This is a genomic window from Ruegeria sp. HKCCA5426 (genome assembly GCF_013034585.1).
GTDB lineage: Bacteria > Pseudomonadota > Alphaproteobacteria > Rhodobacterales > Rhodobacteraceae > Ruegeria.
In genome coordinates, this window is sequence record NZ_WQGH01000006.1 from 178749 (window position 1) to 204559 (window position 25811).

A 25811-nucleotide genomic window follows, 5' to 3' on the forward strand; every position below is an offset into this window, starting at 1 on the left:
CCAGGGTTTAGCGAGGCGTCACTTCTGGCTTCAGCGCTTTTACAAGCGCCGAAAGTTTGTTCATCATGTGAAGTTTCATTGCCTTACCAAGCCCATCTGCATCTCGGGCCTTGAGCAACTCCATCATGGTTACATGTTCGTCTATTGCCTGTGCCCAACGCTCGTCCGACAAGTTGGCCAAAAAACGTGCACGGCGGACCCGCGCGGCCAAAAGCTTGTGGTGGTTTTCCAGTATGTCGTTTCGCGCGCCCTTTATAAGTGCCTGATGGATGTCTTGATTGGCTTTAAAGTACGCCTGTCGATCACGCGCTTCGTACGCGCTCAGCATATCCTTGTGGCTACTTTCAATCCGTTGAATTTCCGCAACGTCCATTTGCTGACACGCTAGTTCCCCCGCCAGTTGCTCAAGCGCTGCGAGCACTGGAAACGTGTTTTCCAATTCTTCCCTCGTAACACTCGCGACACGGGCACCCCGGTTGGCTTGAAGCACCACAAAGCCTTCGGATGCAAGAACCTTTAGGGCCTCTCGCAATGGTGTCCGGGAAACACCCAATGAGTCGCAAAGCTGTTTCTCGGGCACTTTCTCACCCGGCTTCAAAACGTCTTCGACGACAAGATTGCGCAAGCGTTCGACCAACTCTTCATGTAGGGTCGGGCGATTAATGCTGTCCGTCAGGTTCATATCCACATCCTAATATTCAAGGACCATATCCAGCAGGCGCGCGACGTGCATCGCTTGGCGCTGCGTACCTTCGGCGATTTGGTGGCGGCATGATGTTCCATCCGCCACAACAATTGCATCCGCAGGCGCCGCGTCTAAAGCTGGAAACAGGTCGAGCTCTGCCATCTTGATCGAGACATCAATAGTACCGGGCGCGTATCCAAACGCCCCGGCCATACCACAACAACTGCTTTCGATCATGTGAACCTGTGATGCGGGAATACGCTTAAGTAAGTTGAGCATCGGTGTAACGGCATCGTGTGCTTTCTGGTGGCAATGACCATGCACATAAATGGGGCGATCTACCGATTTGAGAGGCAGATCCGGCTTTTTGGCCAGAAACTCCTCAAAGGTATGAGAGGCCTTGGATAGCAACTCCGCATCCCGCCCCGGACAAAGAGCCAAATATTCGTCCCGGAATGTGAGGATAGAAGAAGGTTCGAGACCGACTACCGGTATGCCCTGTGCAGCTGCTTCTCGCGTCGCGTCAATCACACGCTGTGCCTCGTGACGCGCCTCTTCCACGCAACCCTCAGCCAAAAGAGTGCGCCCGCAATCCAGCGGCCTTCCTGTTTGGTCATCTCTTGCTATGGCAACCCGAAGCCCTAGCGCACGCAGAACCCGGACAGCGGCGCGCAGATTGTCTGGCTCGAAATATCGGTTGAACACATCGGCAAACAGAAGCACCTGCGGATCTATGTCTTGGGCCTCGACATCCCGGAACGGGTCGGAGGACCACACTGGCAGGTCACGTCGCGCCGAAATTCCAGTTGGTTTCTCCAACAGCGTACGCAAGGGCCCAATTTTGTTCCGAGCATTCAATAACCACGCGACTTTTGCAGCTTTTGGCGCATATCTCGGCAGATAAGCTATTAATTTATCAGCCAATGTCAGCCCGTCTTTTTTGCGCTTTGCTGAAAGTACTTCGATCTTCATGCGGGCCATATCGACGCCAGTCGGGCATTCACGCGCACAAGCCTTGCAAGACACGCAGTATTCCATCGTGTCCTGCATTGCGTCTGAAGTTAAACCACCCGGCAACTGCCCGCTGATGGCAAAACGCAACGTGTTTGCCCGCCCACGTGTGGCATCACGCTCGTTTCTCGTCGCACGAAAGGAAGGACACATTACTCCGCCCTTGAGCTTGCGACACGCACCGTTGTTGTTGCACATCTCGACGGCACCCTGAAATCCTCCTCCGGCACCCGGCCAAGCGGACCAGTCCAGCGCCGTTTCGAATTCAGGAACTGAGTAGTCCGGGCTGTAGCGGAATAGGCGGCGATCATCCATGGCAGGCGCGTGCACGATTTTGCCGGGGTTCATTAGCCCGGCAGGGTCAAACCGGGCCTTAACCTGTTCAAACGCGGAAACGATACGAGGGCCGAACATCTTTTCATGAAACTCTGATCGCACGATCCCATCACCGTGTTCGCCTGAATGAGACCCTTTGTATCTCTTGACTAGATCAAAGGTCTCTTCGGCAATCGCCCTCATTGTCCGGACGTCTTTGTCCTGCCGCATGTTCAGGACAGGACGAACATGGAGACACCCGACTGAGGCATGCGCGTACCATGTCCCTTTTGTGCCGTGCCGGGTAAAAATTTCGGTCAGGCCAGCGGTATAATCGGCGAGATCAGGCAACGGGACGGCGCAATCTTCCACAAAAGAGATCGGCTTGCCGGCCTCCTTCATCGACATCATAACGTTCAACCCGGATTTTCGGTATTCGGCGATCGAGTTTTGCAGTTTGGTATCAGTAACTGATACAACCCCGCCCCAACGGTTTTCAGTCCCACTGAAATCAAACCCGAGATCTCCCATCAGTTGCGATAGCTCGACAAGCTTTGCAGCATTGGCGTCAGCGCTACCCTCAGCAAATTCCACTAACAACAACGCTTCCGGGCTGCCTTCTACAAACGCCTCAATCGTACTGCGGAATAATGGGATATCTCTCCCCAACGCAATCATGGTGTCGTCGATCAATTCTACCGCCTGCGGCTTGAGCGTCACGAGGTGCTGTGTTGCTTCCATCGCAGCACGGAACGTCGGGAAATGACACACGCCGACAACTTTCTCGCCCGGCAAGTGAGCAAGGTTCAGTTCCAATTCAGCGAAATAGGCCAGAGTGCCTTCTGACCCCACCAGCAAATGAGACATGTTGACGTCGTTGCCGACAAGCGCATCGATGTTATACCCGCCCACACGACGCTGGAGATTGGGAAACCGGGCGTCAATTTCCGCAGCCTCGCGACGCCCCAGAGCACGCATGTCCCCAACAAGATCGGCATAATCGCCAGATGCCGTCGTATCGGCGCTGAACCGTGCTTCCATACCATCGCTGAGGATTGCACTAATTGCACGGACGTTATCGCGCATGATCCCGTAGCGCAGGGATTTTCCACCAGAAGAGTTGTTGGCAGCCATTCCTCCAAGCGTGCAACGCGACGCGGTCGAGGGGTCTACGGGAAACCATAAGCCATATTGCTTTAGTGACTGGTTCAACTGATCCAGAACAACGCCGGGCTGAACACGCGCGACACGGTTCTCAACGTCCACGTCAAGAATACGATTCAAGTGCTTGGTGTTGTCTAAGACAACGCTTTGATTGACCGTTTGCCCACATTGCGATGTGCCGCCGCCGCGCGGAAGAACGGAGCATCCTTCGTCGCGCGCTACAGACATCACGGCCTGCACGTCCTCTTTGTTTCGGGGAATGACCACGGCGTCCGGCATCCTCTGATAGATCGAAGCGTCAGTCGAGTATCGTGCGCGTGATGCCGAGTCAGCCATCACCTCGCCTTGGACGTCAGACATCAGTCGGCGATGCAACGATCCATTCTCAAGCATCGGGTTCGCCTTCCCTTCCCAACTAGCCAATTAGAAGCTTCACTTCACCGTTGACTGAATAATGAATTCATAATTAACTTTTGCCAATAGGTAATTGCGCCACTGTTTCGGCGCCAGCGGAAGGATCAGTTCAGATGCGCCAGGCGGGCAGACATTTTTTGCAAATCCCAGGGCCAAGTGCCGTGCCGGAACGCATCCTGAAGGCCATAAGCATGCAGACCATCGATCACCGGGGGCCAGATTTTGCAGAAGTAGGCCACAAAGCCCTCTCTGGGATGAAAACAATTTTCAAGACAGAACAAAACGTCTTTATCTATCCTTCATCCGGTACAGGCGCGTGGGAAGCTGCGCTTGTGAATACAGTGTCGCCGGGCGGAAATGTTCTCATGTACGAAACGGGACATTTCGCATTCATGTGGTGCAACTTGGCTGAAAAAATTGGGTTACAGCCAGAGTTGATTGAAGGGGATTGGCGTGGCGGTGCGGACCCCAATCAGATAGAAGACCGCTTGCGCGCGGACAGTCAGCACGAGATCAAGGCGGTATGCGTCGTCCACAATGAAACTTCTACCGGGTCAGTCTCGCCTATTGAGGAAGTGCGCAGGGCAATAGACACGGCGAAACACCCTGCCCTTCTTTTGGTTGATTCAATCTCTGGCCTTGCATCAATCGATCTTAGGTTCGACGAATGGGGCGTAGATGTCTGTGTCTCCGGTTCGCAAAAAGGGATGATGCTACCGCCGGGTCTCAGCTTCAACGCTGTGAGCGATCGTGCTCTGGAACATTCAAAATCTGTGACCATGCCACGCAGCTATTGGAATTGGCAGGATATGGTCGAGCCGAACCAGAAAGGGTTCTTCCCTTATACCCCTGGCACCAATCTTATCTATGGATTGAATGAGGCCATCGATATGTTGCACGAGGAGGGGCTGGAGAACGTATTCGCTCGTCATGCCCGCCACGGAGCCGCGACTCGAGCTGCCGTGCAAGCATGGGGACTTGAGGTATTGTGTGCCCGCCAAGGTCAGGAGTCAGGCGTACTGACCGCTGTCAAAGTGCCTGAGGGACATTCTGCTGATGCCTTTCGTGCGACGGCGCTGGAGCACTATGATATCTCACTCGGAAATGGTCTATCCAAAGTAGCCGACAAGGTATTCCGAATAGGTCACTTAGGCGATTTCAACGACCTGATGTTGATGGGCACACTCTCAGGCGTAGAAATGGGACTCGCCAAAAGCGGCGTGCCGCACACTACAGGCGGTACTCAGGCTGCATTGGAGTATCTCAAGGCCGCGTAACGCCGGACAGAGTCTCCAAAAACTCAACCAGGTCTGCAATCTCCTGCTCGGATAAATTCAGTTCAGAGAGTATGGCTTCGCCATCGGCGTGAAGCCTTTCTATATCAATTTCGTTATAGTGTCGGACCACGGCGTCCAGATCATCCAGGCTGCCGTCATGCATATAGGGGGCGGTTTCGGCTACACCTCGAAGGCTGGGCGTACGAAAGGTTCCAAAATCGGAATGGCTCCTTCGTACATTTCGGACCGCCCACGCGCCTTGCTTTTCCGGATCGTCAGTCCAGTCTCCGTCCAATGTGTAAGGGCTGGAGAGCAAGAAGTTCAGCCCTCCGAACCGGCCATCGTCGACTTCGGTTTCACTCAGAAAATATGGCACGCCCGCGTCGTGGAATTCGTTGTTGGAAAATCTCGGGCCATTATGGCAGAACGCGCAATTCCCGCGCCCCAAGAAGAGCTGAAGCCCTCGCTGGGCAGCTTCGGGGTAGTTCGCAGCCTCTGCCAGATCGCTGCGCTCCAACGCGTCGCGAAAATCGTCAAATTGTGTCCGCTCGGTTACCAGCGTTTCCAGGTAAGCTGATAGGGCTTTGGCAATGTTTACCAAGACCTGCTCTGTGTCTTGGCTTTGAACATCGCCAAAAATGACCTCAAAATCTTCAATGTGCGTACTCTCGGAAATGGCTCTCATTAGGCTTTCTTTGCTGTGCGCCATCTCTTGTTCTTCAATGATCGGATGCAAGCTGGCAGCCCACAGATTATCGCTCTTTCCGCCCCACCCGTACCATCGCAGACCTGCCAGATTTCGCAGTGATGGCGTATTCCGATCCAAAATCACGCGACCGAATGTTCGTGCCTCGGAGTTGGTGAGTGCCTGCTCGGGGTCGTGACAACTTGCACAGGCAAATGCACCATCAATCGACAACACCGGATGGTCGAAAAGCGCTGCGCCCAGCGCAATCGCTCGGGGATCGTTTGAAACCCTGTTGCTTGGATCAGGTTGGAATGATGGTGGCCACGGCCCAAAGGACAGCGTTTGTTGGATTTCGTCTTCTGACAATAGGACTTCTGCACGCACCGAACTCGTCAGTAAGACTAGCGCAGCTGTCACCCACAACTTCATTTCAGCGCAATGTCAAAGGTGTAGGATACCGATTGCCCTTTGTATTCGACGTCCACTTGAAGCTCCCACATTCCCGGCATGTGAAACAGCATATCATCAACACGGAACACACCGTCGCCTTTTGCAGTGACGACTGGAAGGTAGTTCATCCCGTGTTGGTGAGCAGGCATGATTGCATCGACGCGCATATCAATCACGGTAATTTCGCTGCACACAGTGAGGAGTATTGAAAACGGTTGAGCCAAAGGAATTTCGTTGACAGTCAAATGCACAGCAGGCGCGTTCTGAATTTCAGAACCCATCCGTTGCCCGGTCGCCTCACAAGCGACGGCAGCGCCGGAAGATACAAGAAACCAGACGAGCCAGCGGATCATTTTGTTGCCAGCAATCGTTCTGCGTTGGCATAGGCAATGTTGTCCGCTATCTGGTCTGGAAGCAAATCCAGCCATTCGCGTGAAAATTCTGCATGCGGGCCGACGTAATACCAGCGCTCCGGCGCAAATGTATCGGTACCGACCATAAACCGATCAGGATGCGCTTCGAACGCAGCTTGCCAATCCGGATCGACACGGCCCCGCGAGACCATGTCGGAACGGAACGCCAGATCGGCCCAAAGCCGGGGATACGCATTCAAAGCGTCGACAACCTTTCCTGGATCGTCAAAGCCAGAATGTGCCCACAGTACCCGAGCCTCCGGCCAGGTTTCGAAGATCAGGTCAACCGCGTCGCGATCACCGTGATGGTGCAGAATTAAGTTCCGTTCCTTCGCCAGTGCGATCATACGCTGGATAACCGGCGTTTTGATATCGTCCCCATAGGCGTGAAACTCGCCGATGGCTTCGTAGTCGTTCTTCGACAGATTTGCTTCCAGATAATCGATTACTGTTTCGTCGTGCATCCAGGTGTTGATCTCACCGCGACGACGATAGGGACGAAGTGCCGGAACAACGATGTCCGGCGCTGCAGCCAAAAGCAGTTGCGTTCCGCTATCGTCCGAGCTGGAAACCAGGGCTTTCCGCACGCCTGCATCCCGCAGGATTTTGGCCACTTGTTCGGGCGGAACCAGTTTCACGGCATCATGGCTGTAGTGAATATGTGCATCGAAAATCGGTCGCTCATCGGCGATGGCCACTCCGCTGACTAGCGCTGCATATACAATGAATATGTATTTTAGCACTTCAAGCATCCTCCATAGCGTTCAGTCCCGAGCAAGCGTGACGTCGAAATTCACGTGCAGGTAAGGTTCAGTGATCCTACCAGAAAGTGCCATGTCATCGGGAAATTCCGAAGCTGGTCGTTCAACATACGTCATCACCAGATCGTCTCGAACACCAAAGACCGTATCCTGATCCAGATAGGGATCGTCGTCCGGAAAAATCTCGGTCACGAGTGAGCGATAGCCGGGGGCTTTGACGATAAAGTGCAGGTGTGAGGGCCTCCACGGATGGCGACCGCAAGCACGCAGAATATCGCCAACTGGCCCGTCAGACGGCACAGTGTATTCAACTGGCTTTACTGTGGTGAACGCGTATCTGCCATCGTCACCAACTGTCATCAGCCCGTGGAAAGAGTAGGTGTCCTGTTCTTCATCCTGACTGGCGTAGAGGCCGTTGGGTGCCGTTTGCCAGATGTCGAGTTCTGCTCCTGCGATGGGATTGCCCGCTGTGTCCCGAATGATGCCTTCAGCAAGCAGAACCGACCCGCCGTAGTGTCGTTTCATATCCCCACCCATGGGCAGCGGAGGTGCGCCGGATACATGAAACGGGCCCAACACCGACGAACTTGTTGCGTCTGGACTTGAATGCAGCATGTCCACCAAAGAAGACAGGCCCAGCACGTCCGACGCCAGCACAAACTCGTGCCGGTCCTCGGTTTCCACAGCGGCACAGCCCTCGAGAAACGCAATCCCAGCGCGCCATTCGTCATGCGTCAGGTTGGTTTCGCGCGCGAAGTCATGAAGGTGTTTGACAAGTGACCCCATGATTTCGCGCATCCGCGGATCTGTGTCCTTGGACAGGTATCCCATGAACACGTCGGTGATATTATCTTTGGTGACAGAGCGCATCTGTGCCTCCTTAAATCAGGGCAAGGCTGAGGATCGGGAACTCGATCAGAATAAACAGAACGATCAGCATCACGAACGCAAAGGGAAGTGCGCCCATGAACACATCCTTGAGCGATATTCGGTCATCGTTGATCGTCGATTTGATGACGAAGCAAGATATGCCCAAAGGCGGGGTCAAAAGCCCGATTTCGGCGCCGACCACAGTGATAATGCCAAACCAAATCAACGACATGTCCAGGGCTTCGGCCATGGGCAGGAACAGCGGGACGACGATCAGAATGATGGACGCTGTATCGAGCAAAGTTCCCAGAAAAAGCATCAAGAGAACGTAGAGCAGCATGATCGACCAAAAGGACGCGGAATTTCCCGCGAGCAAATCCTGCAACTGATTGGGCAGCCCGGCCAGCCCCAGCATGCGACTATAGATCGAAGCCGCCGTAATCAGGAACAAGATCGCCGCTGTAATATGACCGGTTTCCAGCAACGCGTCCCAGAACGCTCTTGGTGTCATGGACTTGCGTACGACTGCGATCACGAGCGCAACCAGTGCCCCAGCGGCACCCGCCTCGACAGCGGTTAGCCATCCTGTGTAAATGCCACCGAGCACTACCGTGATAATGAACAATGTGGGCAGGGTCTTGGATGCGATCTCGCGCCAGGACATCCATTCGGTGTCTTCGACGACCCGGCCGCCCACAAATGCAGGTGTAAAGCGGCCCATCAACCAGATCGCGCCCACATAAGCTATTGCCAGCATGATACCGGGTATAACTCCCGCCAGAAACATGTCCCCTACGGACTGTTCGGCGACAAAGGAATAGATGATCAGCATCGCCGAGGGTGGAATAATCATCCCCAAAACCGACGACCCGGCCACAACCCCAACCGCAAAACGTGGATTATATGCCTGCGCCATCATCTGCGGGACCGAGACCTTGGTGAACACTGATGCGGACGCAATGGACGACCCGGTAACGGCCGCAAACACAGCATTTGCTCCGACGGTCGCCATTCCGATACCGCCTTTGACCTTGCGAAATCGCATGGTCATGACCTCGTAAATATCCCTCCCTAGTCCCGCTTTTGAAACGATGAGGCCCATAAAGGTAAACAGCGGGATTGTCGCGAAACTGTATTCCATCGCGCTGTCGCCCACCGCAACCTTCAGCAGGTTGAGCGCAAGCGTGAAGTTGTCCCGCATCAGCCAGATCGACACGAAGGAGACCACGCCCAGAGCAATCGGAATATAGACCCCCGCGTAAATCAGAAAGACTATGGCAACGACCGAGATCAGGCCAATCTCAATCGGCGTCATTCTGCGGCCTCGTCATGCTCTGGGGTGCGAATAAGTTGCGGGCGGTCCTGCGCCGTGACGACCTTGAGCAGGAAGATCACGCAGGCAAGCGCAGTACCGCAAGCGATGACCAGTTTGACCGGCCACCAAGGCAATGTGAAAAGACCGGGCACTCCGAAGTAGTCCTGTGTTTCCCACATGTGAAGAAATTCTGGGAAGGTTACATAGGCGATCAAGGCCATGAAGATTGCCGAAATGGCGTTGATGATGCGCCTCAGGTTGGCTGTCAGACCGGGGCGACGATGGTGTAGCAGGTTCAGAAACCCATCTGAGCGCGTCAATCGATCCACTCTGACAACGTCGGCCAGCTGCAGGAACACAATCATCACGACCGAGAATTGCACCATCTCGTAGGTTCCGCGCAGTGGGGCCGAAAACAGGCCCCGCGCAATGACGTCAACATTCAGAATGACCACCAACGCTAGGACGACAAGCGTACCCAATGCGTTGGCGGCGATAGCAAGCGAATTGGCGACCCGCGACAGGACAGCAACAGCAGTCTTCAGCATGTAAGGCCCCTTTCTCAGGTCGCCGAAAGGTTATTTGACCGTCCAGTCGCGCACACCAGTGAATCCGGCGCCCTGAAGCTTGCTCAGATAAGCGGCTAGCATCTCTGTGCCCTGTTCGCCGTTTTCGTTAAGCGTTGCAGCCCATTCCTGCGCAACATTGGGCATAGCATTTGCCCACGCGGCGCGGTCTTCATCCGAGATTTCAATGATCGATCCGCCAGCTTCTACAAAGGCATCTCGTGACGCTGCGGCTCGGTCCATCGCAATGCCTGCCACATGGTCACGGTAGTCAATAGCCACGGCCTGTAGTACTTCTTTGACCTCATCGGGCAGACTCGCCCAGTAGTCGGCATTGACGGTGACTGTTTTTGTATTCACCGCACCAAGGTCTGCCTTCAACATGTAAGGGGCCACTTCGACGATTTTGAACGTCTTGGAAGCTTCCGGCCAAATCATTACGCAATCGACGAGGCCGGTTTGGACCATGTTGTAGAAATCTGTAAGGCCACCGCGAACGCCAGCCGCGTCCTTGATACCCTCGAGATAGCGCAGGTTCAAACCAGCACCCGCGATCTTGCGTCCTTCAAGGTCTGCAACTTTCTCGACCGGCTCTGAGCAGAACATCTGATATGTGTCGAGCACAACGCCTGTTGCCAGATAGACCTGATTTTGCGCAGCGAACTCATTCTGCATCGCCGGGTATTCTCGCGCGATCTCGTCGACCGCCTTGGCCACTGCGCGAGCATCCGACGCGACGAATGGTGTCGAGCCCGAGATCCCCTGGCTGGGCAGCTTGGACGAATGGAAGATGGTTGTGACGATGCCAATGTCGCCCAAACCCAACTGTACGCCCTCCAGAACACCTTTGGGTTTTACAATAGAACCGCCATAGTTCTCCTGCCAGTTCATCTTGTAATTGCCGGACTCGGCCAACCGCTTATCCACTTCAGGAATAAAGAAGTTTGTGAATTCTTTAACCCACAAGGCCCGGTCTGGGTAACCATCAATTACGACAGCTGAAATGGTCTCTTCCGCTGCGACTGACAGTGCCATAGTGCTTGCCACGGCAACACCCAGTAGACTGCACTTGGTCCAGTTTTTCATTATCTCTCCTCCCAGAAAGTTTGATCTTGTTGCCCTTTATTTGTTCGCCTTGAACCCCGGCAGTCAGTCCTTTCCACACCAACGGATTTGCGCAGCATTGCGACGGCAAAGTACTTGGCCGATTGGCCGCCCACTTGCGTCATTTCCTCATGCATAAGAACAAACCCTGTCGAACGGAAATCGCGGCAGTTTGTGAAACAAACCCGTTTCATCGGCGTAACCTAGATTGCACAGAAAGTTCGATTTGAGGGTGGTTCCTGCAAAGAACTCCTCGTCGACAATCTTGTTCGAAAAGCCTGACATGGCACCAACGTCCAACCCAACGGCCCGTGCCGCGATCATGAAGTAGGCGCCCTGAAGCGTACCATTGCGAAACGCCGTATCGGCCACGTAATCGGGATTATTTTCGAACAACGGCCGACGATCTTCGTGTGGGAAAAGGAAGGGCAGTTCCTTCCAGAACTCCATGTCGTGGGCAATTATAGCCGTGACTGGCGCGCCCATCATCTTTGGCACGTTCTTTGGCTTCAAAGACTTGGCAAGCCGCTCTTTGCCCTCGGCACTTTTCACGAAAATGAACCGCGCAGGCAGTGTATTCATACTGGTCGCGCCGCTGATCGTGATGTCGTAAACCTCTTCAAGCAACTCGTCGGAAACCGGCTTGTTTGTCCACGCATAGTGCGACCGTGACTCGCGCAGAATCAAGGCGATTGCGTCATCCGACAGACGAGGAATGCGCGCGCGCAGTTCGCGATGATCTTGCTGCGCCTTGGCGCGAAGTGCCTCCAGCTCTGCCCCGGTCGGTGCGCTCATTCTGCTGCCACCTTTGACCTGTTGTCTTTTTCGTCCACGATCGGGCTGGAACAGACGCCGATACCTTCGATCTCGACTTCAACGGTTTCGCCTGGCTTCAACCAGCGAGGGTCGGGTTTTTTGGCGTGGCCCACGCCCGGCGGTGTTCCCAATGCAACCAGATCTCCCGGTTCCAGAGTCATGAATTCCGAAATTGTCGCGATCACCTGGCGGACACCCCAGATCATGTTGGCGGTATTCGAACTTTGAAGAACCTCATCGCCAACGCGGCTTTCGATCTTGAGGCCCGAAGCGCCTTCGGGCAACTCATCCTGAGTCACGGTGAAGGGGCCAATTGCGCCCGTGTCGTCAAAGTTCTTACCCGGTGTCCACTGAACCGTTTTGCGCTGATAGTCCCGCACCGAACCATCGTTGAAAACGGTATAACCAAACACATGATCCAGCGCCTTTTCTTCCGAGATATGGCGACCGCGTTTCCCAACGATCAGCATCAATTCCGCTTCATAATCGAAATGCTCGGAGGCCGCCGGTCGCACCATGGGTTTGCCAGCCGCCATGATTGAGTTCTTTCCGCGCATGAATAGCGTTGGGTACGCGGGAATGTCGTATCCACCTTCTTTGATATGGTCGGTATAGTTCAATCCCATGCAAACAATGGTGCCGGGGGCGGCCACCGGCAATGCCGGCGTGATAGTCGAGACTGGCACAGGCACCGCTGCTGAGATTTTATCGGCCAGTGAGTCGCTCAAACCAGGATCGGCAATCAACCCCATCAGATCTGTGCCGACACCAGAGTCCAAAGCCGTTAAATTTACTGCTTTCTCGCCGTTCACGGCAAACACCGCGGTACCTTCCAAAGTCTCTCCCACTAGGTATTTCATTTTCATCATCCATATCAGTTTGCTTGATTTTTGCCGATTATTTTGCCATATGTCAATTAATATCGATTTTATTGGAGGGCGCAGATGGTTGCCTGGGCAGACTACAAATCAGAAGCACAGAGCCGCGGCGCACTTGCTTTGGAGCTTTACGTTGCACACAGCACGCCTGCCAAAGCGCCCGAAGACGTGAAGGCGTCACTTCCTGATCACTTGGCATATCAGGCGCAGCTTGAACGTTCGGGTCAGCTGGCTTTTGCCGGACCAATGTCGGATGAAACCGGTGAGCATATGCAGGGAATGGGCCTGATCATCTACCGCGCCGACAGCCTTGAGGCCGCTCGAAATCTAGCCGAGGACGACCCGATGCATAAAAGCGGGGCGCGCAGTTTTGTTCTTCGGCGCTGGATGATCAACGAAGGCTCACTGAACCTGACAGTCGGTCTATCGACCGGAACAAGCGCCCTCAGTTAAAAGCACTTCAAAGATTGCGCATTCAAAGAGGAAAAGTCGGATATGGACGTCATGCTTGATACCGAGGGCAAAGAGAAATCAGCCACTCATGGTGCGTATCGACGGCTGCGCGATATGATCCTAACAGGCGAGTTGCCGCCCGGACAGAAGCTCAAGATCGAACAACTCCGTGGCCTTCTGGATACGGGCGCAAGCCCGGTTCGGGAGGCGCTTAGCCTCCTGACGTCTGACATGCTGGTCGAGCGGATTGATCAGCGCGGATTTCGGGCGGCGCCAGTCAGCAAATCCAACTTCGAGGAAATACTGTTGCTCCGATGCAACCTCGAGGAAACAGCGCTGCGCGCTTCCATCGCTAATGCAGATGGAGCTTGGGAGGACAGGCTTGTTTTGCGGCATCACCATATGAAAAAGGCCAGTCAAAAATGTGCACCAGACTTCGAAGACGCCCACAAAGTGTTTCATATGGCCTTGTTGGAAAATGCAAAACTGCCGTTGCTGCTACGGTATTGTTCGCAGCTTTATGACCTCAACATTCGCTATCGTTATCTGGCGGCGGGAGGGCCCAGTTACAAAAAGCGCGATATCGCTGCCGAACACCAGCAAATCCTGGATGCCGCACTCGACCATGATGCAGACGGCGCGACCCAGCACTTGCTCAACCACTACCGCCGAACGGGTGAGTACCTGAGCAGTCAGATGGAGTCCTGAAATGCAGCGGAACTGGTTTCTGGGCGATCTGCTGAATCAGCTGTTCGATCGTCCCGGCAAAAAGCGCGGCAACGATGACTATCGATCCATTGCAGAGCTTTGTGAGGCCTTGTTGTCCGCAGAAGGCGAAGTATCGGGCTTCACCCTCGCCTCCACAATTCTTGATCGGTACCAGACCTTAGAAGACCCCGAGAAATTGGAGTTTTTTGCCTATTTGAATGACCAACTTGAGCTGGACGCGGATCAGCTTGCCGAAGTGGCAAGCCTCTATGCAAACGACAGAAGTGTCAATTTATATCAAAAGCTTAGCGAATTCGCGGAACCCAAACGGCAAGAGTTGTTGCGCCGATTGAACCAACCATCCGGCGCGACACAAGAACTCGTAGCAATGCGCGTTGACTTATTGCGCTTTCTTAAATCCAACCCCGAGCTCAAACGAACAGATATTGATTTCGTTCATTTGCTGAGAAGTTGGTTCAATCGGGGCTTTCTTGTCCTCAAACAAATCAGTTGGGATACCCCTGCCCGCGTTTTGGACAAGATCGTTGCCTACGAAGCGGTCCATCAAATCAACGATCTGGATGATCTGCGACGCAGGCTCTACCCGCCGGATCGTCGTTGCTTTGCATTCTTCCATCCTTCGATGCCAGATGAGCCGCTGATTTTTGTCGAAGTTGCTCTGACGGCTGAAGTTCCAGACGCAATCGATGCGCTTTTGTCCGAAGATCGGGAACCGATCGAAACCGAACAAGCAAAAGTCGCGGCGTTCTACTCTATCTCGAATTGCCAGAAAGGTTTAACCGGTATCAGCTTTGGCAATCTGTTGATCAAACAGGTTGTAACTGAGCTGTCGCGAGAACTTGAGGGGCTTGATACATTTGTGACCTTGTCGCCGATACCAGGACTGAACCGTTGGCTAGAGGGCGAAACAGACAATCCTGAGCACGGCCACGCCGCCGAGGCCGTACTTGCGGCAACAACCTCGCCGCAAGATTTGCGCGCAATGGCCGCCCGGTACCTGTTGTTCGCCAAGCGCGAGGATGGGATGCCGTTGGATCCCGTGGCCCGCTTTCACCTCGGAAACGGTGCCGAGTTGCACGAGTTGCACGCCGAAGCCGATTTGTCACCGAACGGACGATCACAATCCGGCGGTGCGATGGTGAACTACCTGTACGATTTAAACAAAACAGAACGTCATCACGAAGAGTTCGCGACACATGCGACGATCGAAGCCTCGCGTTCTGTTCGCGCGGCCTCAACCGCTGCGCTTGCGACCAAGCCAAGGGAAAATACCGCGTGACCAACACTCTATACGACAGCCTGTTTGCCCGGCATGAGGGCAACAAGGCTCCGTTCCTGCAACTCGACGATGACCAGGTTGTGTCCTATGACGCGTTTTTGAAGCGCACCGCGCAGGTCGCGCATGTTTTGCAAAACAACGGCGTTTCACCAGGCGATCGCATCGTTGTGCAAGCGCCCAAGTTGGCCGATACGATTGCCCTCTACGCCGCTTCGGTACAGGCAGGTGCAGTCTATCTGCCGCTTAACACTGCCTACACTTTGGCAGAGTTGGACTATTTCATCTCTGATGCCCAACCTTCGATGATCGTTTGCGATAGCAGAGACGAAATTGAAGTCGGAAAATTGGTGGCTCGGTCTGGGGCAAAGCTGCGAACACTCGGCGGCGTTTACCCTAGCCTGAGCAGCGAGGCCGACGCGCAGCCCTGCGTCTTCGAAACCGTGGATCGCGCTCCGGACGATCTTGCCGCGTTGCTCTACACATCAGGAACCACAGGCCGTTCCAAAGGCGCAATGCTGAGCCATCAAAACCTATTGTCCAACGCCCAAGCTCTTGTTGGTCTGTGGGGTATCACAAACGACGATCGCTTGGTTCACGCGCTGCCGATCTTTCACACGCACGGGCTTTTCGTGGCGATGAATACGTCACTACTCGCCGGTGCCAGAGTTCGCCTTATGCAAAAGTTCGACCTCGGCGCCATCCTGGATGAATTGCCCAAGTCGACCCTTTTGATGGGGGTTCCCACTTTCTATACCAGACTGTTGGCAGACGACCGGTTCACAAAAGAGATCACAGGGAACATGCGCCTGTTCGTCTCGGGCTCTGCCCCCCTGCTTGCCGAAACCCATCAGGCATTCGAAACGCGCACCGGCCACCGAATACTTGAGCGCTATGGCATGACCGAGACAAACATGAACACCTCTAACCCCTATAGTGGCGAACGTCGCGCGGGAACTGTTGGCATGGCACTGCCCGGCATCGAGGTGATCGTCACACATACGAAAACCGGAGAACCACTTCCCCCGGGCGAAGTTGGAATGATCGAAGTCCGCGGCCCCAACGTGTTTAAAGGCTATTGGCAGATGCCCGAGAAAACCGCCGAAGAGTTACGAGAGAACGGGTTCTTCATCACCGGGGACTTGGGCCAATTCAGTGAGGACAGCTATCTATCGATTGTGGGGCGGTCGAAAGACTTGATCATTACCGGGGGTTACAACGTGTATCCCAAAGAAATTGAAGAGATACTGAACGACATCGACGGTGTTCTGGAATCGGCGGTTTTCGGCGTCCCCGACAACGATTTTGGTGAAGCAATCATCGCCGCTCTGGTTATTGAGACAAGCGTAAAACTTGAAGCGGATCAGATTGCTGAGACCATCAGGGACAAGCTGTCGCGCTTCAAACATCCGCGCCGCTACGAATTCGTCTCGGAATTGCCGCGAAACACTATGGGAAAAGTTCAAAAGAACGTGCTGCGCGAACGGTACGCGGACATGGAACTGTCGCCGGCAGAATCTTAGTAAGCCCATCCAGACGCTCAATCAAATAAAGACTTTCAGATCGGATACTACCCTCCCCTTCAGACTGCCAAACTCATTAGGAGATTCATAATGACCCGCATGACGGCAAAAGACTTCGACCAGGAACTTCTGGACCTGTACGACTTTTACGCGCACGGCAAGATCACCAAGCGCCAATTCCTGGATCGCGCCGGAAAGTTCGCGGTCGGCGGCGTGACAGCGGTTGCGTTGCTGAACATGCTCAGCCCGAATTATGCGATGGCTCAGCAAGTGTCATTCAACGATCCCGATATCCACGCAGACTACATTACCTATCCGTCACCCAATGGAACCGGTGATGTCCGAGGGTATCTTGTCCGGCCCGCTGGCGTTGAAGAGCCCCTACCTGGGGTGCTGGTGATCCACGAAAACCGCGGTTTGAATCCTTACGTCGAGGATGTGACGCGCAGGTTGGCAAAAGCCGGATTTATGGCGTTGGCCCCCGACGGCCTGACATCGGTTGGCGGCTACCCGGGCAACGACGCCGATGGGCGCGAGTTGCAAAAGACAGTGGACCGTGTCGAGTTGATGAACGATTTCTTCAATGGGTTTGAATACCTGTTGAACCGAGATGACAGCACCGGAAAGGTCGGCGCAGTGGGTTTCTGCTATGGCGGCGGTTTAGTCAGTGCAATTGCCGTGGCCTACCCGGAACTGGCCGCAGGCGTGCCGTTCTATGGTCGCCAGCCAGCAGCTGAGGATGTAGCCAAAATTCAAGCGCCGTTACTAATTCAGATGGGAGAGCTTGATGAGCGCATCAACGCAGGTTGGCCGGATTTTGAAGCCGCTCTGCAATCCAACGGAAAAGTTTACGAGGCCTACATCTACGAAAATGCCAACCACGGTTTTCATAACGACAGCACGCCTCGTTATGACGAGGAAATGGCAAACCTAGCCTGGGACCGCACCATTGATTGGTTCAACACTTATCTGAAGTAACTACAGTGTACAGCAGAGCTCTGTGAAATTGAAGGAACATCGCGTGAAGATCTATTCCGTATTCGTTTGGATGCTTGCTCTTAGCTTGACATTTGGTGGTGTTGATTTCGCATTCGCCAAAGAGAAAGGCGGAAAATCAAAAGACAAGAAAGTTCAGCTGGACGGCAAACCAGGCAAGGGCCAGAAAGCTGTGCCTCCAGGACAAATAAAGAGATATACAAGGGGTGCCAAGCTTCCCAGCGACTTGGACTACACGGACATTGGAGACCTTGCGGACTGGAAATTAAAACCTCCGGGAAAAGGCAATCGTTACATACGCGTCAACGATGAAATTTTGGAAGTTACTGATGACCTGTCAACGGTCGTCGACGCAGTTGGCATCGTTGGAGACCTTGCCAAATAAGAGGGCTTAAAAAACTTAGGATACGCTCTGGCTAGAGCCTAACGTTGGGTATGGGGACAAAGCAGACCGTCAGAGACCTGCCCATTGTTTGTTGTTCATGCCAGTTCTTCCGTATTTACTCTGGCGCACATGCGCGACTTAATTGGGTAAAGTGCCTCCCTCGTAAACCCATCTTATGGCGGCGGGGTCCGGGCAAATCTGGCTGCCAACTTCGCGCAGGTGCTGGGAAATTTCGTCCGTCATTCCATCCATTCTTGCCTCGCCAACGGCGCCCTTGCGGATCATGGCTCCGGAATTAAGGATCGGGATTTCTGAGGCCGTACGCCCTTCAAACTTTCCCTCATTCGCTTTCATCCAAGGGAAGGATGTAAACTCTAGTACATTAGCCCATTGTTCTTCGGTCAGCTCTTCACCGATGAATTCGGCAATCTTTCGGATTGATCCTTGGTGATCACTCTTCATGTCAGAGAAGTGCAGGAACAAAACGTTTGGTTCGTTCCGGAGCGGCCACCACGCGGCGAGAAAGCCAAAGATCGCGCCTTGCATACCGTTGGCGTCAATCACATCAGAATAGAAGGATGGAAAGTCGGGTCGACAAAGGGCTTCTCTAGGCACGCCCCATAGTTCATACCATGCGTCCGAGTGCTTGTTCAGGAATGGCCTGAATGAAACGAGGGCCTCCTCCGGATTTCGCATGATTACGACATATTTGACGTCGGTGCCAGACCCGACGCTCTGAAACGGCACCGCAGGTGGCGGCGAATGCGTCTTGAAAGCGCGGCGTGTGTTGGTTGGCATGGCTGTTACTCGTTCAACCACGACTTCCTGGGGCTGCCCGGGGAAGGCCAAAAATTCAATCCAAGGCACCTCTTCGTAGACGTCTCGAAAATCATCAGTCCCGCCCGTTAATAACTGATGAACGATGTTCATTGTCCAGGTTGTCCCGCTTTTAATTGGAACAGAAATCACTACATCACCGTCCCTCCAAGCGATCTTTTGTTGAATTTCCGGAACTATCCATGGTGGCCCTGAAGGTGGGGCGCCGTCGTCTGGGACGTCGTTCATTATGATTGACCTCTCATTGGCCTCCCTTCGGTCGAGAGGACTAAACCAGTAACTTACCCCTTAAGAGCGGACTTTTCCAAATCCCGTGCACCAGGACCACTCAGATCGATGCGCGATGGCCCAAACAAGACGGGGACGAACAGCTTTTATTCGTGTCAACCAGCTTTAAAAATGAAGGTACGGAGCGTGCTCAACGCGGCCGTTCGGCAGAATTCAGTGAATGTCTGGTACGCGGGACAGTAAGGATTTTGAATGTTGCAAAAGGTCAAAAGCCTTTACTGCGGGGATTCAGTTTTCTTGGTTTCACATTTCTGAGGTTTCGCGAACTTCGCGTGGAGTGGTTTCAATCTATGCTCACCAACTTTACCAGTCACCTATCTAGGTAACCCTGCTTTTAACCAACCTTCACGCCAATTGTTTGCACAAGATGGAACAGTAAATATTGGTAGTTGAGTCTGTGCCGAGGTTACGGTCAGCCCTGGGCGCAACGCCTGAAGATCTGCAACCGCTTCGCGAGCCGCATAATCATCGGTGAGGTGTCCCAGAGCAGCAATCAGTATGAGATGACTCATTACGAAGTTTGAACGCACAGATAAGGCATCTCGGCAAGCCTTAACCGATTCCTCGTAACGCCCAAGATGAAAGAGTGCGCTTGCCTGAGCAATGTAAGAAGCATGGCGCAACGGATCGTGCGGGCTCAGGTCGACAGACTGAATCGCGTGACTTAGTGCCTCCTCCGGCCGATCAAGAAGAAAAAGGTTGATGGATGCCAGCATGTGAACTGTCGCTGCGTTTGGGTTTTGCTCGAGAGCTTGTTTGAAAGCAACCCGCGCGCGTGGCAGCTCCCGCGCCAGCATTGAGATTGAATGCGCAGCATACGCCAGCGCGATCCCGTCTGCACGATCACTCAGCAGTACCCGCTCGGCTGCCTTCACGGCCTCTTTCGGCCCTTCGCCAATAGGCTCAAGCCCTTGAACCATTCGTTGAATATGCAACCAAGCCAACAACCCTGATGCGGACGCATAGTCTGGGTCACGAACTAATGCGAGGGTCGTTAAACGTATGGCCTCTCGGTTGTCTTCATCTGTCAAAAGATGGAAATGCGATTGCGCTCGAAGGTAAAGTTCATAAGCTTCCAAATTATCCGTAGGTTTCGCACGCGCACGGTTGGTTTCGGCGTGCCTTAGAGATGGCTCTATCGCCGTTACAACCTCTAATGTGACTTTGTCTTGAAGGTCGAAAATATCATCAAGCACGCCGTCGAAGCGATCTGCCCAGAGATGACTGCCGTCTTCCGCATCAATCAACTGTCCTGTAATGCGGACGCGTTGACCTGCTCGTCTGACTGAACCCTCGAGAACATAGCGCACTCCCAGTATGCGACCGACTTCGCGGATATCCGTGCTTTTACCTTTGAAAGTGAAGGACGAATTTCGGGCCACAACCATCAGCCATCTGAAACGAGACAACTCTGTGATGATGTCTTCGGTGATGCCGTCTGCAAAGAACTCCTGTTCGGGATCACCAGACATATTGTCGAATGGGAGCACTGCAATCCCAGGTCTGACATCTGTCATAGGTGACAGATTGGCTGAAGTGCCCTTGGGCCAGCACCAGACACCGATACGACGTGTGATATTTTTGAGTTCTGTCTGCTCGCCGCCTTCGAATTTGGAAGCGTCGCCTCGGTCAAGACTGTTGTGAGACGTGTCCGATATCAAAACCTGATCCGGCTCGGCCATAGCTTCGAGACGAGCAGCGACATTTATTCCATCACCAAAAATGTCATCACCTTCGGTGACAACCTCGCCGGTATGGATGCCAATTCGAAGCTTGATACTGTCTGGTTTCTGCGCCGACTGTATTGCAATGGCGCAGTCTGCAGCGTCTGATGTGGACCTAAACTCGGCGATCCAACCATCGCCCAAGCTTTTGATCATTGTCCCTCCATGGGCCTTTAGCAGCAATTGGAGCGTTTCTTCACGGAATGATCTGAGCGCACTAATCGTACCTTCACGGTCACGATCCATCAGTGCAGAGTAGCCGACAATATCAGCTGCAAGCACTGTAGTTAGCCGTCTGTCCATTCGTTTCCCCCGTTTTAAGGAACTTAACGTGACACTCAGGTTCTGTCAGCCCAACAAGGTCACCTTCGGGCTCGACTCGGTCATCCGAGCGTTTTGCTCAGATGACGGCTATCCGTTTCTGTCACGAGCATAAACAAGCGTGCTCGGAATTTGTTTGGTGCTTATAAATCTGCGACGACTGTTATCGGCGCATAGTGTCGGTGGACATTGCCATACAACTATAAACACTTGGTCAAGTATTGGACCTCTGATTTGCCCATCTATTGCATTGTGCTTCAGCGATCCGCGCTCGGCCGGAAGCAGACTTTGGGCCAGTTGACAAGCCACCATGGTACCGACATCTCCGTTTTCCTGGAGACACTGGGAGCTGACACTGCGAACCTTTGCGCGTTTTCGCGCCACAGCGTGCACGGCGATGTGTTGGAAGCGGTTGACCCTCTTCGTCCAAGCCAATGTCCTGCAGATCTCGACACTGGCCACCAATACATTTGGAGCACGTCTTCTCTTTCCCTCGACCAGCAACGATCCTAAAGGGGCAGATTCGATAGCTCGGTGCCGTACCCGAAGAGAACTCTTCCTGAAGTGATAGCAACACCTCGCGAAGCATTTGGTTCAAACTCAAAAAAACCTCCAAATCTAAACAATTCTAAGCATCCACCTAATACCCCATGAACTTTGAAAGCGTCGCTAAACGCGGGCGGCATCAAATTGGACAATTTGCCTTGGGGCTTGTTGGCAGGAAAAAGAATTGGCAAGCCACATTTGTCAGTGTCTTCGCCGGTATTAGCTATCGGCCGGCAACTCCAAGCACAGTCACGTTTCGTTCAGCCAAGTTTAGAAAGACTCGATCAAAATACTGCCAAGATATTATTGCTCCATCGCCTTTTCTGGTTATCACCTTGTCTACATTTGAGACGATTTGATCATCGCTAAGTTCAAGCTCGCACCATCGTTCCACAGTGCGTTTTGCGGCGTCGCTATCAAGTGCATCGACGAGCCTATACGCACCCTTGTAATTAGCGAGATTTTTGAGAGCTGCGATCAGACGGTCAAATTCCAAGGTGAGCTCATTATTTTCGGCGTGGCTCAACAACTCCGCCACACTGAGTCCGCTCGTAGCCTGATCAGACAGGTTGCAATGCCCATCGTTTGCTTTCTCCAAGTCAGCTTTCGCTTTAGCCCTGTCGTTTCGGCAGGAGTTCGCAAATTTGCCGTTTTCGGATTTAGTTTGGAAATGGCTGATCGCGTTTTCTGCGAGAGCGACCATTATTCCGTCATCGGTCGCTTTCACTTTTCCAGTCTTGATGAGCGACGATAGCAGACGCGCCAGCGACTTTTTAGATTTGCCAAGGCCGACACGATACGCAAGCCTTTCCTCGTCATGCTCCAATGAGTCCTGCGCCTCACAATTCTCGACAAGAAACGAGAATAGCAATCCGCGCTCTTCAAGCGTCAAATCCTGTATTGTTCGGCGCATATCTTGGATTGAAAGTTGGGCGAAAATCATTGGTCCAGCCATGGAGGCTCCATACAAGGTTGGCTGACCGTGTGCTCACGTGCGTCCACCGTGAGGAAACTGGTCAGTTGATATTAGAAAAGCGGAGGAAGACGCATAGCCGCTCGCAAGCGTTGCTGGCCGGTTTGTTACCGGTTGGCTTTGGCTTCAGCGATGACAGCAAGGATTTCGGAACGAGGCCACCGAGAAGATCCACCAAGTTTGATTGGCTTGGGGACCGACCCATCCGCTATACGGCGCCAGAAGCTCGGCACGCTGATTGCAAGCAGCTCTGCGGCTTCCGCCACCTTAAGCAACGGATCGATTTCGGTTTGAATTGAGTTGGCTTCAGCGTTCATGTGACTAGATGCCTCGTTTTGATGAGCGTTGAGTCATCTAGAGGCGATCTAAAATGTTATTGGGAGGGGAGAAAAAATTTCTCCCCCCCAAGTCATGCTGTCAAACGCCGACAACGAGTTCTCGCTCCTCCGAACTCAACGGTTCCATGATTGGCTTAGCGCCCGGTTTAATGTCGTCCGGTATTCGCCAAGGATTCCATTGAATATGGCCGTGAGCAGAAACCTCGTCCATGAACCGCTCAAGAGCTTTGGCATCTGCACGAAAGTCGTCAAATTTCCCCACATCGTTTTCAAATATGATTTGCTTTGAATCATGCATTCGAAATGCGGTTTCCAAATGGCAGGTATTTCGCCACTTCCGGAAAGCTCTTTCGGCTTGGTCGGAGACTGAGCCTGCCTCCCTAAGCTTTTCTCCAAGCGAGTAGCGTGTGACGAGCCGTAACGCCTTTCCCACAGTTGGTTTTATCCCACTCTGTTCAAGACGTAAAAGCTCGGTGACAACCATGGCCGAAAATTCTCGCTCATTCCATTTCGCTCTGATGAATTTCCTCTGTATCGTGGCATCCAAATCGTCCAATTCGTTTGTGGTATTGTCCGAAATTTCAGACACGTATCGATAGGCCTTTGAAACCACGCTTTCTCCTTGAGAGTCTGTCACGGACATTCTGATTAATACATAGAGGTCTGGTCGAGAGATCCATTTTCCCTCTTCGTTGTACAAGGGAAGATAACGACGATCCTGATTCATGCTGTGGCCAATTTTATGATTGTATCTGTATTGTCGGTGAGGTGGGACGCCCAGCGCTCCAGCAGCACACGACGTTGGTCGAGAAAGTCGGTTCGACGATAGGCGCGTTCGACAGAGCTGCCCACAACATGACCAAGCATGGTTTCTGCAACTTCGTGACGCGCATCGGTTGCCTCCGCCAACCACACGCGGAGACTTGAACGAAATCCATGCGGACGGGCGCTCATGCAACGACGCTCCATCAATCGCGACATCGTGGCGTCCGAGATCACCCCTTTTCGAATACTCGGAAACAGATAGCCATCGCGAGCATGTCGCCGCGCGTCTCCAAGAACATGAAGCGCTTCATTCGAAAGCGGTACACGGAACTCAGCAGTAGCGCCCTCACGTCCTTTCATCTGCTCTGCCGGAATGGTCCAGACATCACCGTCGATCTGCTCTTCCCTCAAGTACCGTATTGGCCGTGACCGTACCCCGGTCAAAATTAGAAGTTTCAGAGCGAGGTGGGTGACTGTACCTTCGTCCAAGCTTTTGTAGAACTCAGGCACTTCACTCCAGGCAAGCGACGGAATGTTGGTGGTGGCCTTACGCGGTTTGCCAAGCAATGCACGTGCCTTCCTGGGGGCCTGCAAGTCAACATCAATGCCCAGCGCGGCTGCATGCTCCAGGCAAATAGATGTCCGTGTCAACGCCTTCCGAGCAGTCTCGGCTTTCTCATGCCAGATAGGCGCAAGGCAATCCCGCAGATCGATCTGAGTAATTTCAGCAACCGGCACATGACCAAGTTTGGGTATGACGTGTAACTCCAGCGGGCTAAACCAACGCCCCGCCTTTCCGCCACCCCGCAGCTCAGACTTCCGCGCTTCAAACGCATCCCGAGCGATGTCTCTAAATAAATGCAAGTTGCGCTGGGCTTCTACACGTCGTTTTTGCCGCTCTCTGATCGGATCTCGGCCTTCCCGCAGTTCGCGTCGGGCTGCGTCAGCTGTTTCCCGCGCCTCCGCCAAGCCAACATCCGGCCACCGCCCGAGGCCCATTTCCCGTCGCTTTCCAAAAACCGTAAGTCCAAGAACCCACTTACCGCTTTTAGGTTCTGCCTTCACAAGCCAGAGCCCAGCGCCATCGCAATGCTTTCCAGCCTCCATCGCGATAACGCCACGCGCGCTTAATTTGTTTTTCGCCATATATCTCTCTACCGGTCCACCTATTGGTCCACCCCTAGGTATGGTATATGCTGCCTCTAGTCGAGATTAATTGAGGCCGAATGAGGGAGATAAGTTGATGTATTTCATATAGTTAATCTCTATCTGAGATTCTTTGAGACATCTACATATAGGGTTTCAATGCCCTCCAGCAGCACCATCAAGCCCCCAAATTTTTTTGTTTGAAAATCCGGTCGAACACTGGATTAGCAAACTGAATTCGCCGGTATTGGGCGCCCGTGGGTGAAACGCTGTTTATCGATAGGTTTTGCCGCCTCCTGCATCCAGCTTTGGTCGCAATTGGTCAGCCCCGTTTGGGTTATTCCGTAAAATGTGCTTCGAAATGCAGAACCAGGTGCTTTGGCTTTTGACTGTTGCCCTGTTCTTTCACGTCGTCGCGCGCCTCGCGCATTAGGCGCAGGACAGTCTCAAGGTCATCGCTTTCTGATTTCATCAACCCGTAGGCGTGCAGGATTTTTCCCGCAGGCTCATGTTCTCCGGCCATCGCCAATTCCGTGGCGCATTGCCAAGATCGGTTTTTGACCATGTCGGAATACCTCATCGGCGTTCGGTTCCTTACTTAGTCGTTCCGGGCCTCCGTCCACCGCTGGCACATCGTCGCCAGTTACGACCCACATTGGTGTACCGGTTTGTCATTCGGGTCTAATTGTTCGGTTAGCGAGACCGTATCATATTCAACAGATACAACATATCCGCTGTACAGTCTGCACAAACCCCGTTCTGGACCTTTTCGGACAACCAATCG

Annotated in this window: 26 protein-coding genes; 7 read left to right on the forward strand and 19 right to left on the reverse strand. The window is 53.4% G+C overall.

What is annotated here, in order from left to right; translation table 11 throughout:
• Window positions 1–7: 7 nt before the first annotated feature.
• Window positions 8–682, reverse strand: a complete 675-nt coding sequence (locus GOV87_RS12390) for a GntR family transcriptional regulator (protein ID WP_171211981.1) — start codon at window positions 680–682, stop codon at window positions 8–10.
• Window positions 683–691: 9 nt separating this feature from the next.
• Window positions 692–3568 (reverse strand): FAD-binding and (Fe-S)-binding domain-containing protein, encoded by a 2877-nt coding sequence (locus GOV87_RS12395; protein WP_171211982.1) that lies wholly within the window; start codon window positions 3566–3568, stop codon window positions 692–694.
• A gap of 134 nt (window positions 3569–3702) precedes the next feature.
• On the opposite strand from GOV87_RS12395, the gene GOV87_RS12400 reads away from it, so the two are divergent.
• Complete coding sequence (locus GOV87_RS12400) at window positions 3703–4866, forward strand: alanine--glyoxylate aminotransferase family protein (protein WP_171211983.1); 1164 nt, start codon at window positions 3703–3705, stop codon at window positions 4864–4866.
• Here the strand turns inward: GOV87_RS12400 and GOV87_RS12405 are convergent.
• From GOV87_RS12405 to GOV87_RS12445, 9 genes are all read right to left on the reverse strand, one after another.
• Window positions 4853–5971: a cytochrome c peroxidase gene (locus tag GOV87_RS12405; RefSeq protein ID WP_171211984.1), complete on the reverse strand. Its 1119-nt coding sequence runs from the start codon at window positions 5969–5971 to the stop codon at window positions 4853–4855. The two genes, GOV87_RS12400 and GOV87_RS12405, sit on opposite strands and share 14 nt — an antisense overlap.
• Before the next feature lie 8 nt (window positions 5972–5979).
• Window positions 5980–6357 carry a hypothetical protein gene (locus GOV87_RS12410; protein WP_171211985.1) on the reverse strand — a complete coding sequence of 126 codons (378 nt, stop codon included), beginning with the start codon at window positions 6355–6357 and terminating at the stop codon, window positions 5980–5982.
• On the reverse strand, window positions 6354–7160 hold the full coding sequence (locus GOV87_RS12415) for an amidohydrolase family protein (RefSeq protein ID WP_171211986.1): 807 nt from the start codon (window positions 7158–7160) through the stop codon (window positions 6354–6356). Before GOV87_RS12415 ends, GOV87_RS12410 begins: the two co-directional genes overlap by 4 nt.
• Before the next feature lie 21 nt (window positions 7161–7181).
• Complete coding sequence (locus GOV87_RS12420; RefSeq protein ID WP_171126188.1) at window positions 7182–8048, reverse strand: dioxygenase; 867 nt, start codon at window positions 8046–8048, stop codon at window positions 7182–7184.
• A 10-nt stretch (window positions 8049–8058) separates the two neighbouring features.
• Window positions 8059–9363 carry a TRAP transporter large permease gene (locus tag GOV87_RS12425; protein ID WP_171211987.1) on the reverse strand — a complete coding sequence of 435 codons (1305 nt, stop codon included), beginning with the start codon at window positions 9361–9363 and terminating at the stop codon, window positions 8059–8061.
• Window positions 9360–9911: a TRAP transporter small permease subunit gene (locus GOV87_RS12430; RefSeq protein WP_171211988.1), complete on the reverse strand. Its 552-nt coding sequence runs from the start codon at window positions 9909–9911 to the stop codon at window positions 9360–9362. The genes GOV87_RS12425 and GOV87_RS12430 overlap by 4 nt, the downstream gene beginning before the upstream one ends.
• A gap of 30 nt (window positions 9912–9941) precedes the next feature.
• On the reverse strand, window positions 9942–11015 hold the full coding sequence (locus GOV87_RS12435) for a C4-dicarboxylate TRAP transporter substrate-binding protein (protein WP_171211989.1): 1074 nt from the start codon (window positions 11013–11015) through the stop codon (window positions 9942–9944).
• 147 nt (window positions 11016–11162) lie between these two features.
• Window positions 11163–11828, reverse strand: a complete 666-nt coding sequence (locus GOV87_RS12440) for a malonic semialdehyde reductase (RefSeq protein ID WP_171211990.1) — start codon at window positions 11826–11828, stop codon at window positions 11163–11165.
• The gene (locus tag GOV87_RS12445) at window positions 11825–12709 is read right to left on the reverse strand and encodes a fumarylacetoacetate hydrolase family protein (RefSeq protein ID WP_171211991.1); all 885 of its coding nucleotides are present in this window, start codon (window positions 12707–12709) and stop codon (window positions 11825–11827) included. Before GOV87_RS12445 ends, GOV87_RS12440 begins: the two co-directional genes overlap by 4 nt.
• 84 nt (window positions 12710–12793) lie before the next feature.
• Between GOV87_RS12445 and GOV87_RS12450 the strand changes: the two genes are divergently transcribed.
• From GOV87_RS12450 to GOV87_RS12475, 6 genes are all read left to right on the forward strand, one after another.
• On the forward strand, window positions 12794–13180 hold the full coding sequence (locus GOV87_RS12450) for a YciI family protein (protein WP_171126194.1): 387 nt from the start codon (window positions 12794–12796) through the stop codon (window positions 13178–13180).
• A gap of 42 nt (window positions 13181–13222) precedes the next feature.
• On the forward strand, window positions 13223–13888 hold the full coding sequence (locus GOV87_RS12455) for a GntR family transcriptional regulator (RefSeq protein ID WP_171211992.1): 666 nt from the start codon (window positions 13223–13225) through the stop codon (window positions 13886–13888).
• A 1-nt stretch (window position 13889) separates the two neighbouring features.
• The gene (locus GOV87_RS12460) at window positions 13890–15188 is read left to right on the forward strand and encodes a malonyl-CoA decarboxylase (RefSeq protein ID WP_171126196.1); all 1299 of its coding nucleotides are present in this window, start codon (window positions 13890–13892) and stop codon (window positions 15186–15188) included.
• Window positions 15185–16708 carry a malonyl-CoA synthase gene (locus GOV87_RS12465; protein WP_171211993.1) on the forward strand — a complete coding sequence of 508 codons (1524 nt, stop codon included), beginning with the start codon at window positions 15185–15187 and terminating at the stop codon, window positions 16706–16708. The genes GOV87_RS12460 and GOV87_RS12465 overlap by 4 nt, the downstream gene beginning before the upstream one ends.
• Window positions 16709–16798: 90 nt before the next feature.
• On the forward strand, window positions 16799–17686 hold the full coding sequence (gene yghX, locus GOV87_RS12470) for a YghX family hydrolase (protein WP_171211994.1): 888 nt from the start codon (window positions 16799–16801) through the stop codon (window positions 17684–17686).
• A 43-nt stretch (window positions 17687–17729) separates the two neighbouring features.
• Complete coding sequence (locus tag GOV87_RS12475) at window positions 17730–18089, forward strand: hypothetical protein (protein WP_171211995.1); 360 nt, start codon at window positions 17730–17732, stop codon at window positions 18087–18089.
• Window positions 18090–18227: 138 nt separating this feature from the next.
• On the opposite strand, the gene GOV87_RS12480 is transcribed toward GOV87_RS12475, so the two are convergent.
• From GOV87_RS12480 to GOV87_RS12510, 8 genes are all read right to left on the reverse strand, one after another.
• Window positions 18228–19154: a sulfotransferase domain-containing protein gene (locus GOV87_RS12480; RefSeq protein ID WP_171211996.1), complete on the reverse strand. Its 927-nt coding sequence runs from the start codon at window positions 19152–19154 to the stop codon at window positions 18228–18230.
• Window positions 19155–19528: 374 nt separating this feature from the next.
• A complete protein-coding gene (locus GOV87_RS12485) occupies window positions 19529–21241 on the reverse strand; it encodes an adenylate/guanylate cyclase domain-containing protein (RefSeq protein WP_171211997.1) in 1713 nt (570 codons plus the stop codon).
• 232 nt (window positions 21242–21473) lie between these two features.
• Entirely contained in the window at window positions 21474–21848 is a 375-nt protein-coding gene (locus GOV87_RS20610) for an HGGxSTG domain-containing protein (RefSeq protein ID WP_305849522.1), read from the reverse strand.
• Between the two features lie 180 nt (window positions 21849–22028).
• Complete coding sequence (locus GOV87_RS12490; RefSeq protein ID WP_171211998.1) at window positions 22029–22760, reverse strand: hypothetical protein; 732 nt, start codon at window positions 22758–22760, stop codon at window positions 22029–22031.
• A gap of 125 nt (window positions 22761–22885) precedes the next feature.
• A complete protein-coding gene (locus GOV87_RS12495; RefSeq protein WP_170546573.1) occupies window positions 22886–23095 on the reverse strand; it encodes an AlpA family transcriptional regulator in 210 nt (69 codons plus the stop codon).
• 100 nt (window positions 23096–23195) lie between these two features.
• Window positions 23196–23843, reverse strand: coding sequence for a hypothetical protein (locus GOV87_RS12500; protein ID WP_171211999.1), 648 nt, complete (start codon window positions 23841–23843; stop codon window positions 23196–23198).
• Window positions 23840–25027: a site-specific integrase gene (locus GOV87_RS12505; RefSeq protein WP_171212000.1), complete on the reverse strand. Its 1188-nt coding sequence runs from the start codon at window positions 25025–25027 to the stop codon at window positions 23840–23842. The genes GOV87_RS12500 and GOV87_RS12505 overlap by 4 nt, the downstream gene beginning before the upstream one ends.
• A gap of 337 nt (window positions 25028–25364) precedes the next feature.
• On the reverse strand, window positions 25365–25607 hold the full coding sequence (locus GOV87_RS12510; RefSeq protein WP_171123612.1) for a hypothetical protein: 243 nt from the start codon (window positions 25605–25607) through the stop codon (window positions 25365–25367).
• Between the last annotated feature and the right edge of the window lie 204 nt (window positions 25608–25811).

What these genes read in the sequence shown, in the direction of transcription:
- GOV87_RS12390 (WP_171211981.1), bottom strand. Translation starts at nt 682, where the DNA reads ATGAACCTGACGGACAGCATTAATCGCCCGACCCTACATGAAGAGTTG.
- GOV87_RS12395 (WP_171211982.1), bottom strand. Translation starts at nt 3,568, where the DNA reads ATGCTTGAGAATGGATCGTTGCATCGCCGACTGATGTCTGACGTCCAA.
- GOV87_RS12400 (WP_171211983.1), top strand. Translation starts at nt 3,703, where the DNA reads ATGCGCCAGGCGGGCAGACATTTTTTGCAAATCCCAGGGCCAAGTGCC.
- GOV87_RS12410 (WP_171211985.1), bottom strand. Translation starts at nt 6,357, where the DNA reads ATGATCCGCTGGCTCGTCTGGTTTCTTGTATCTTCCGGCGCTGCCGTC.
- GOV87_RS12420 (WP_171126188.1), bottom strand. Translation starts at nt 8,048, where the DNA reads ATGCGCTCTGTCACCAAAGATAATATCACCGACGTGTTCATGGGATAC.
- GOV87_RS12425 (WP_171211987.1), bottom strand. Translation starts at nt 9,363, where the DNA reads ATGACGCCGATTGAGATTGGCCTGATCTCGGTCGTTGCCATAGTCTTT.
- GOV87_RS12430 (WP_171211988.1), bottom strand. Translation starts at nt 9,911, where the DNA reads ATGCTGAAGACTGCTGTTGCTGTCCTGTCGCGGGTCGCCAATTCGCTT.
- GOV87_RS12435 (WP_171211989.1), bottom strand. Translation starts at nt 11,015, where the DNA reads ATGAAAAACTGGACCAAGTGCAGTCTACTGGGTGTTGCCGTGGCAAGC.
- GOV87_RS12440 (WP_171211990.1), bottom strand. Translation starts at nt 11,828, where the DNA reads ATGAGCGCACCGACCGGGGCAGAGCTGGAGGCACTTCGCGCCAAGGCG.
- GOV87_RS12445 (WP_171211991.1), bottom strand. Translation starts at nt 12,709, where the DNA reads ATGAAATACCTAGTGGGAGAGACTTTGGAAGGTACCGCGGTGTTTGCC.
- GOV87_RS12450 (WP_171126194.1), top strand. Translation starts at nt 12,794, where the DNA reads ATGGTTGCCTGGGCAGACTACAAATCAGAAGCACAGAGCCGCGGCGCA.
- GOV87_RS12455 (WP_171211992.1), top strand. Translation starts at nt 13,223, where the DNA reads ATGGACGTCATGCTTGATACCGAGGGCAAAGAGAAATCAGCCACTCAT.
- GOV87_RS12460 (WP_171126196.1), top strand. Translation starts at nt 13,890, where the DNA reads ATGCAGCGGAACTGGTTTCTGGGCGATCTGCTGAATCAGCTGTTCGAT.
- yghX (WP_171211994.1), top strand. Translation starts at nt 16,799, where the DNA reads ATGACCCGCATGACGGCAAAAGACTTCGACCAGGAACTTCTGGACCTG.
- GOV87_RS12480 (WP_171211996.1), bottom strand. Translation starts at nt 19,154, where the DNA reads ATGAACGACGTCCCAGACGACGGCGCCCCACCTTCAGGGCCACCATGG.
- GOV87_RS12485 (WP_171211997.1), bottom strand. Translation starts at nt 21,241, where the DNA reads ATGGACAGACGGCTAACTACAGTGCTTGCAGCTGATATTGTCGGCTAC.
- GOV87_RS20610 (WP_305849522.1), bottom strand. Translation starts at nt 21,848, where the DNA reads ATGCTTCGCGAGGTGTTGCTATCACTTCAGGAAGAGTTCTCTTCGGGT.
- GOV87_RS12490 (WP_171211998.1), bottom strand. Translation starts at nt 22,760, where the DNA reads ATGGCTGGACCAATGATTTTCGCCCAACTTTCAATCCAAGATATGCGC.
- GOV87_RS12495 (WP_170546573.1), bottom strand. Translation starts at nt 23,095, where the DNA reads ATGAACGCTGAAGCCAACTCAATTCAAACCGAAATCGATCCGTTGCTT.
- GOV87_RS12500 (WP_171211999.1), bottom strand. Translation starts at nt 23,843, where the DNA reads ATGAATCAGGATCGTCGTTATCTTCCCTTGTACAACGAAGAGGGAAAA.
- GOV87_RS12505 (WP_171212000.1), bottom strand. Translation starts at nt 25,027, where the DNA reads ATGGCGAAAAACAAATTAAGCGCGCGTGGCGTTATCGCGATGGAGGCT.
- GOV87_RS12510 (WP_171123612.1), bottom strand. Translation starts at nt 25,607, where the DNA reads ATGAGGTATTCCGACATGGTCAAAAACCGATCTTGGCAATGCGCCACG.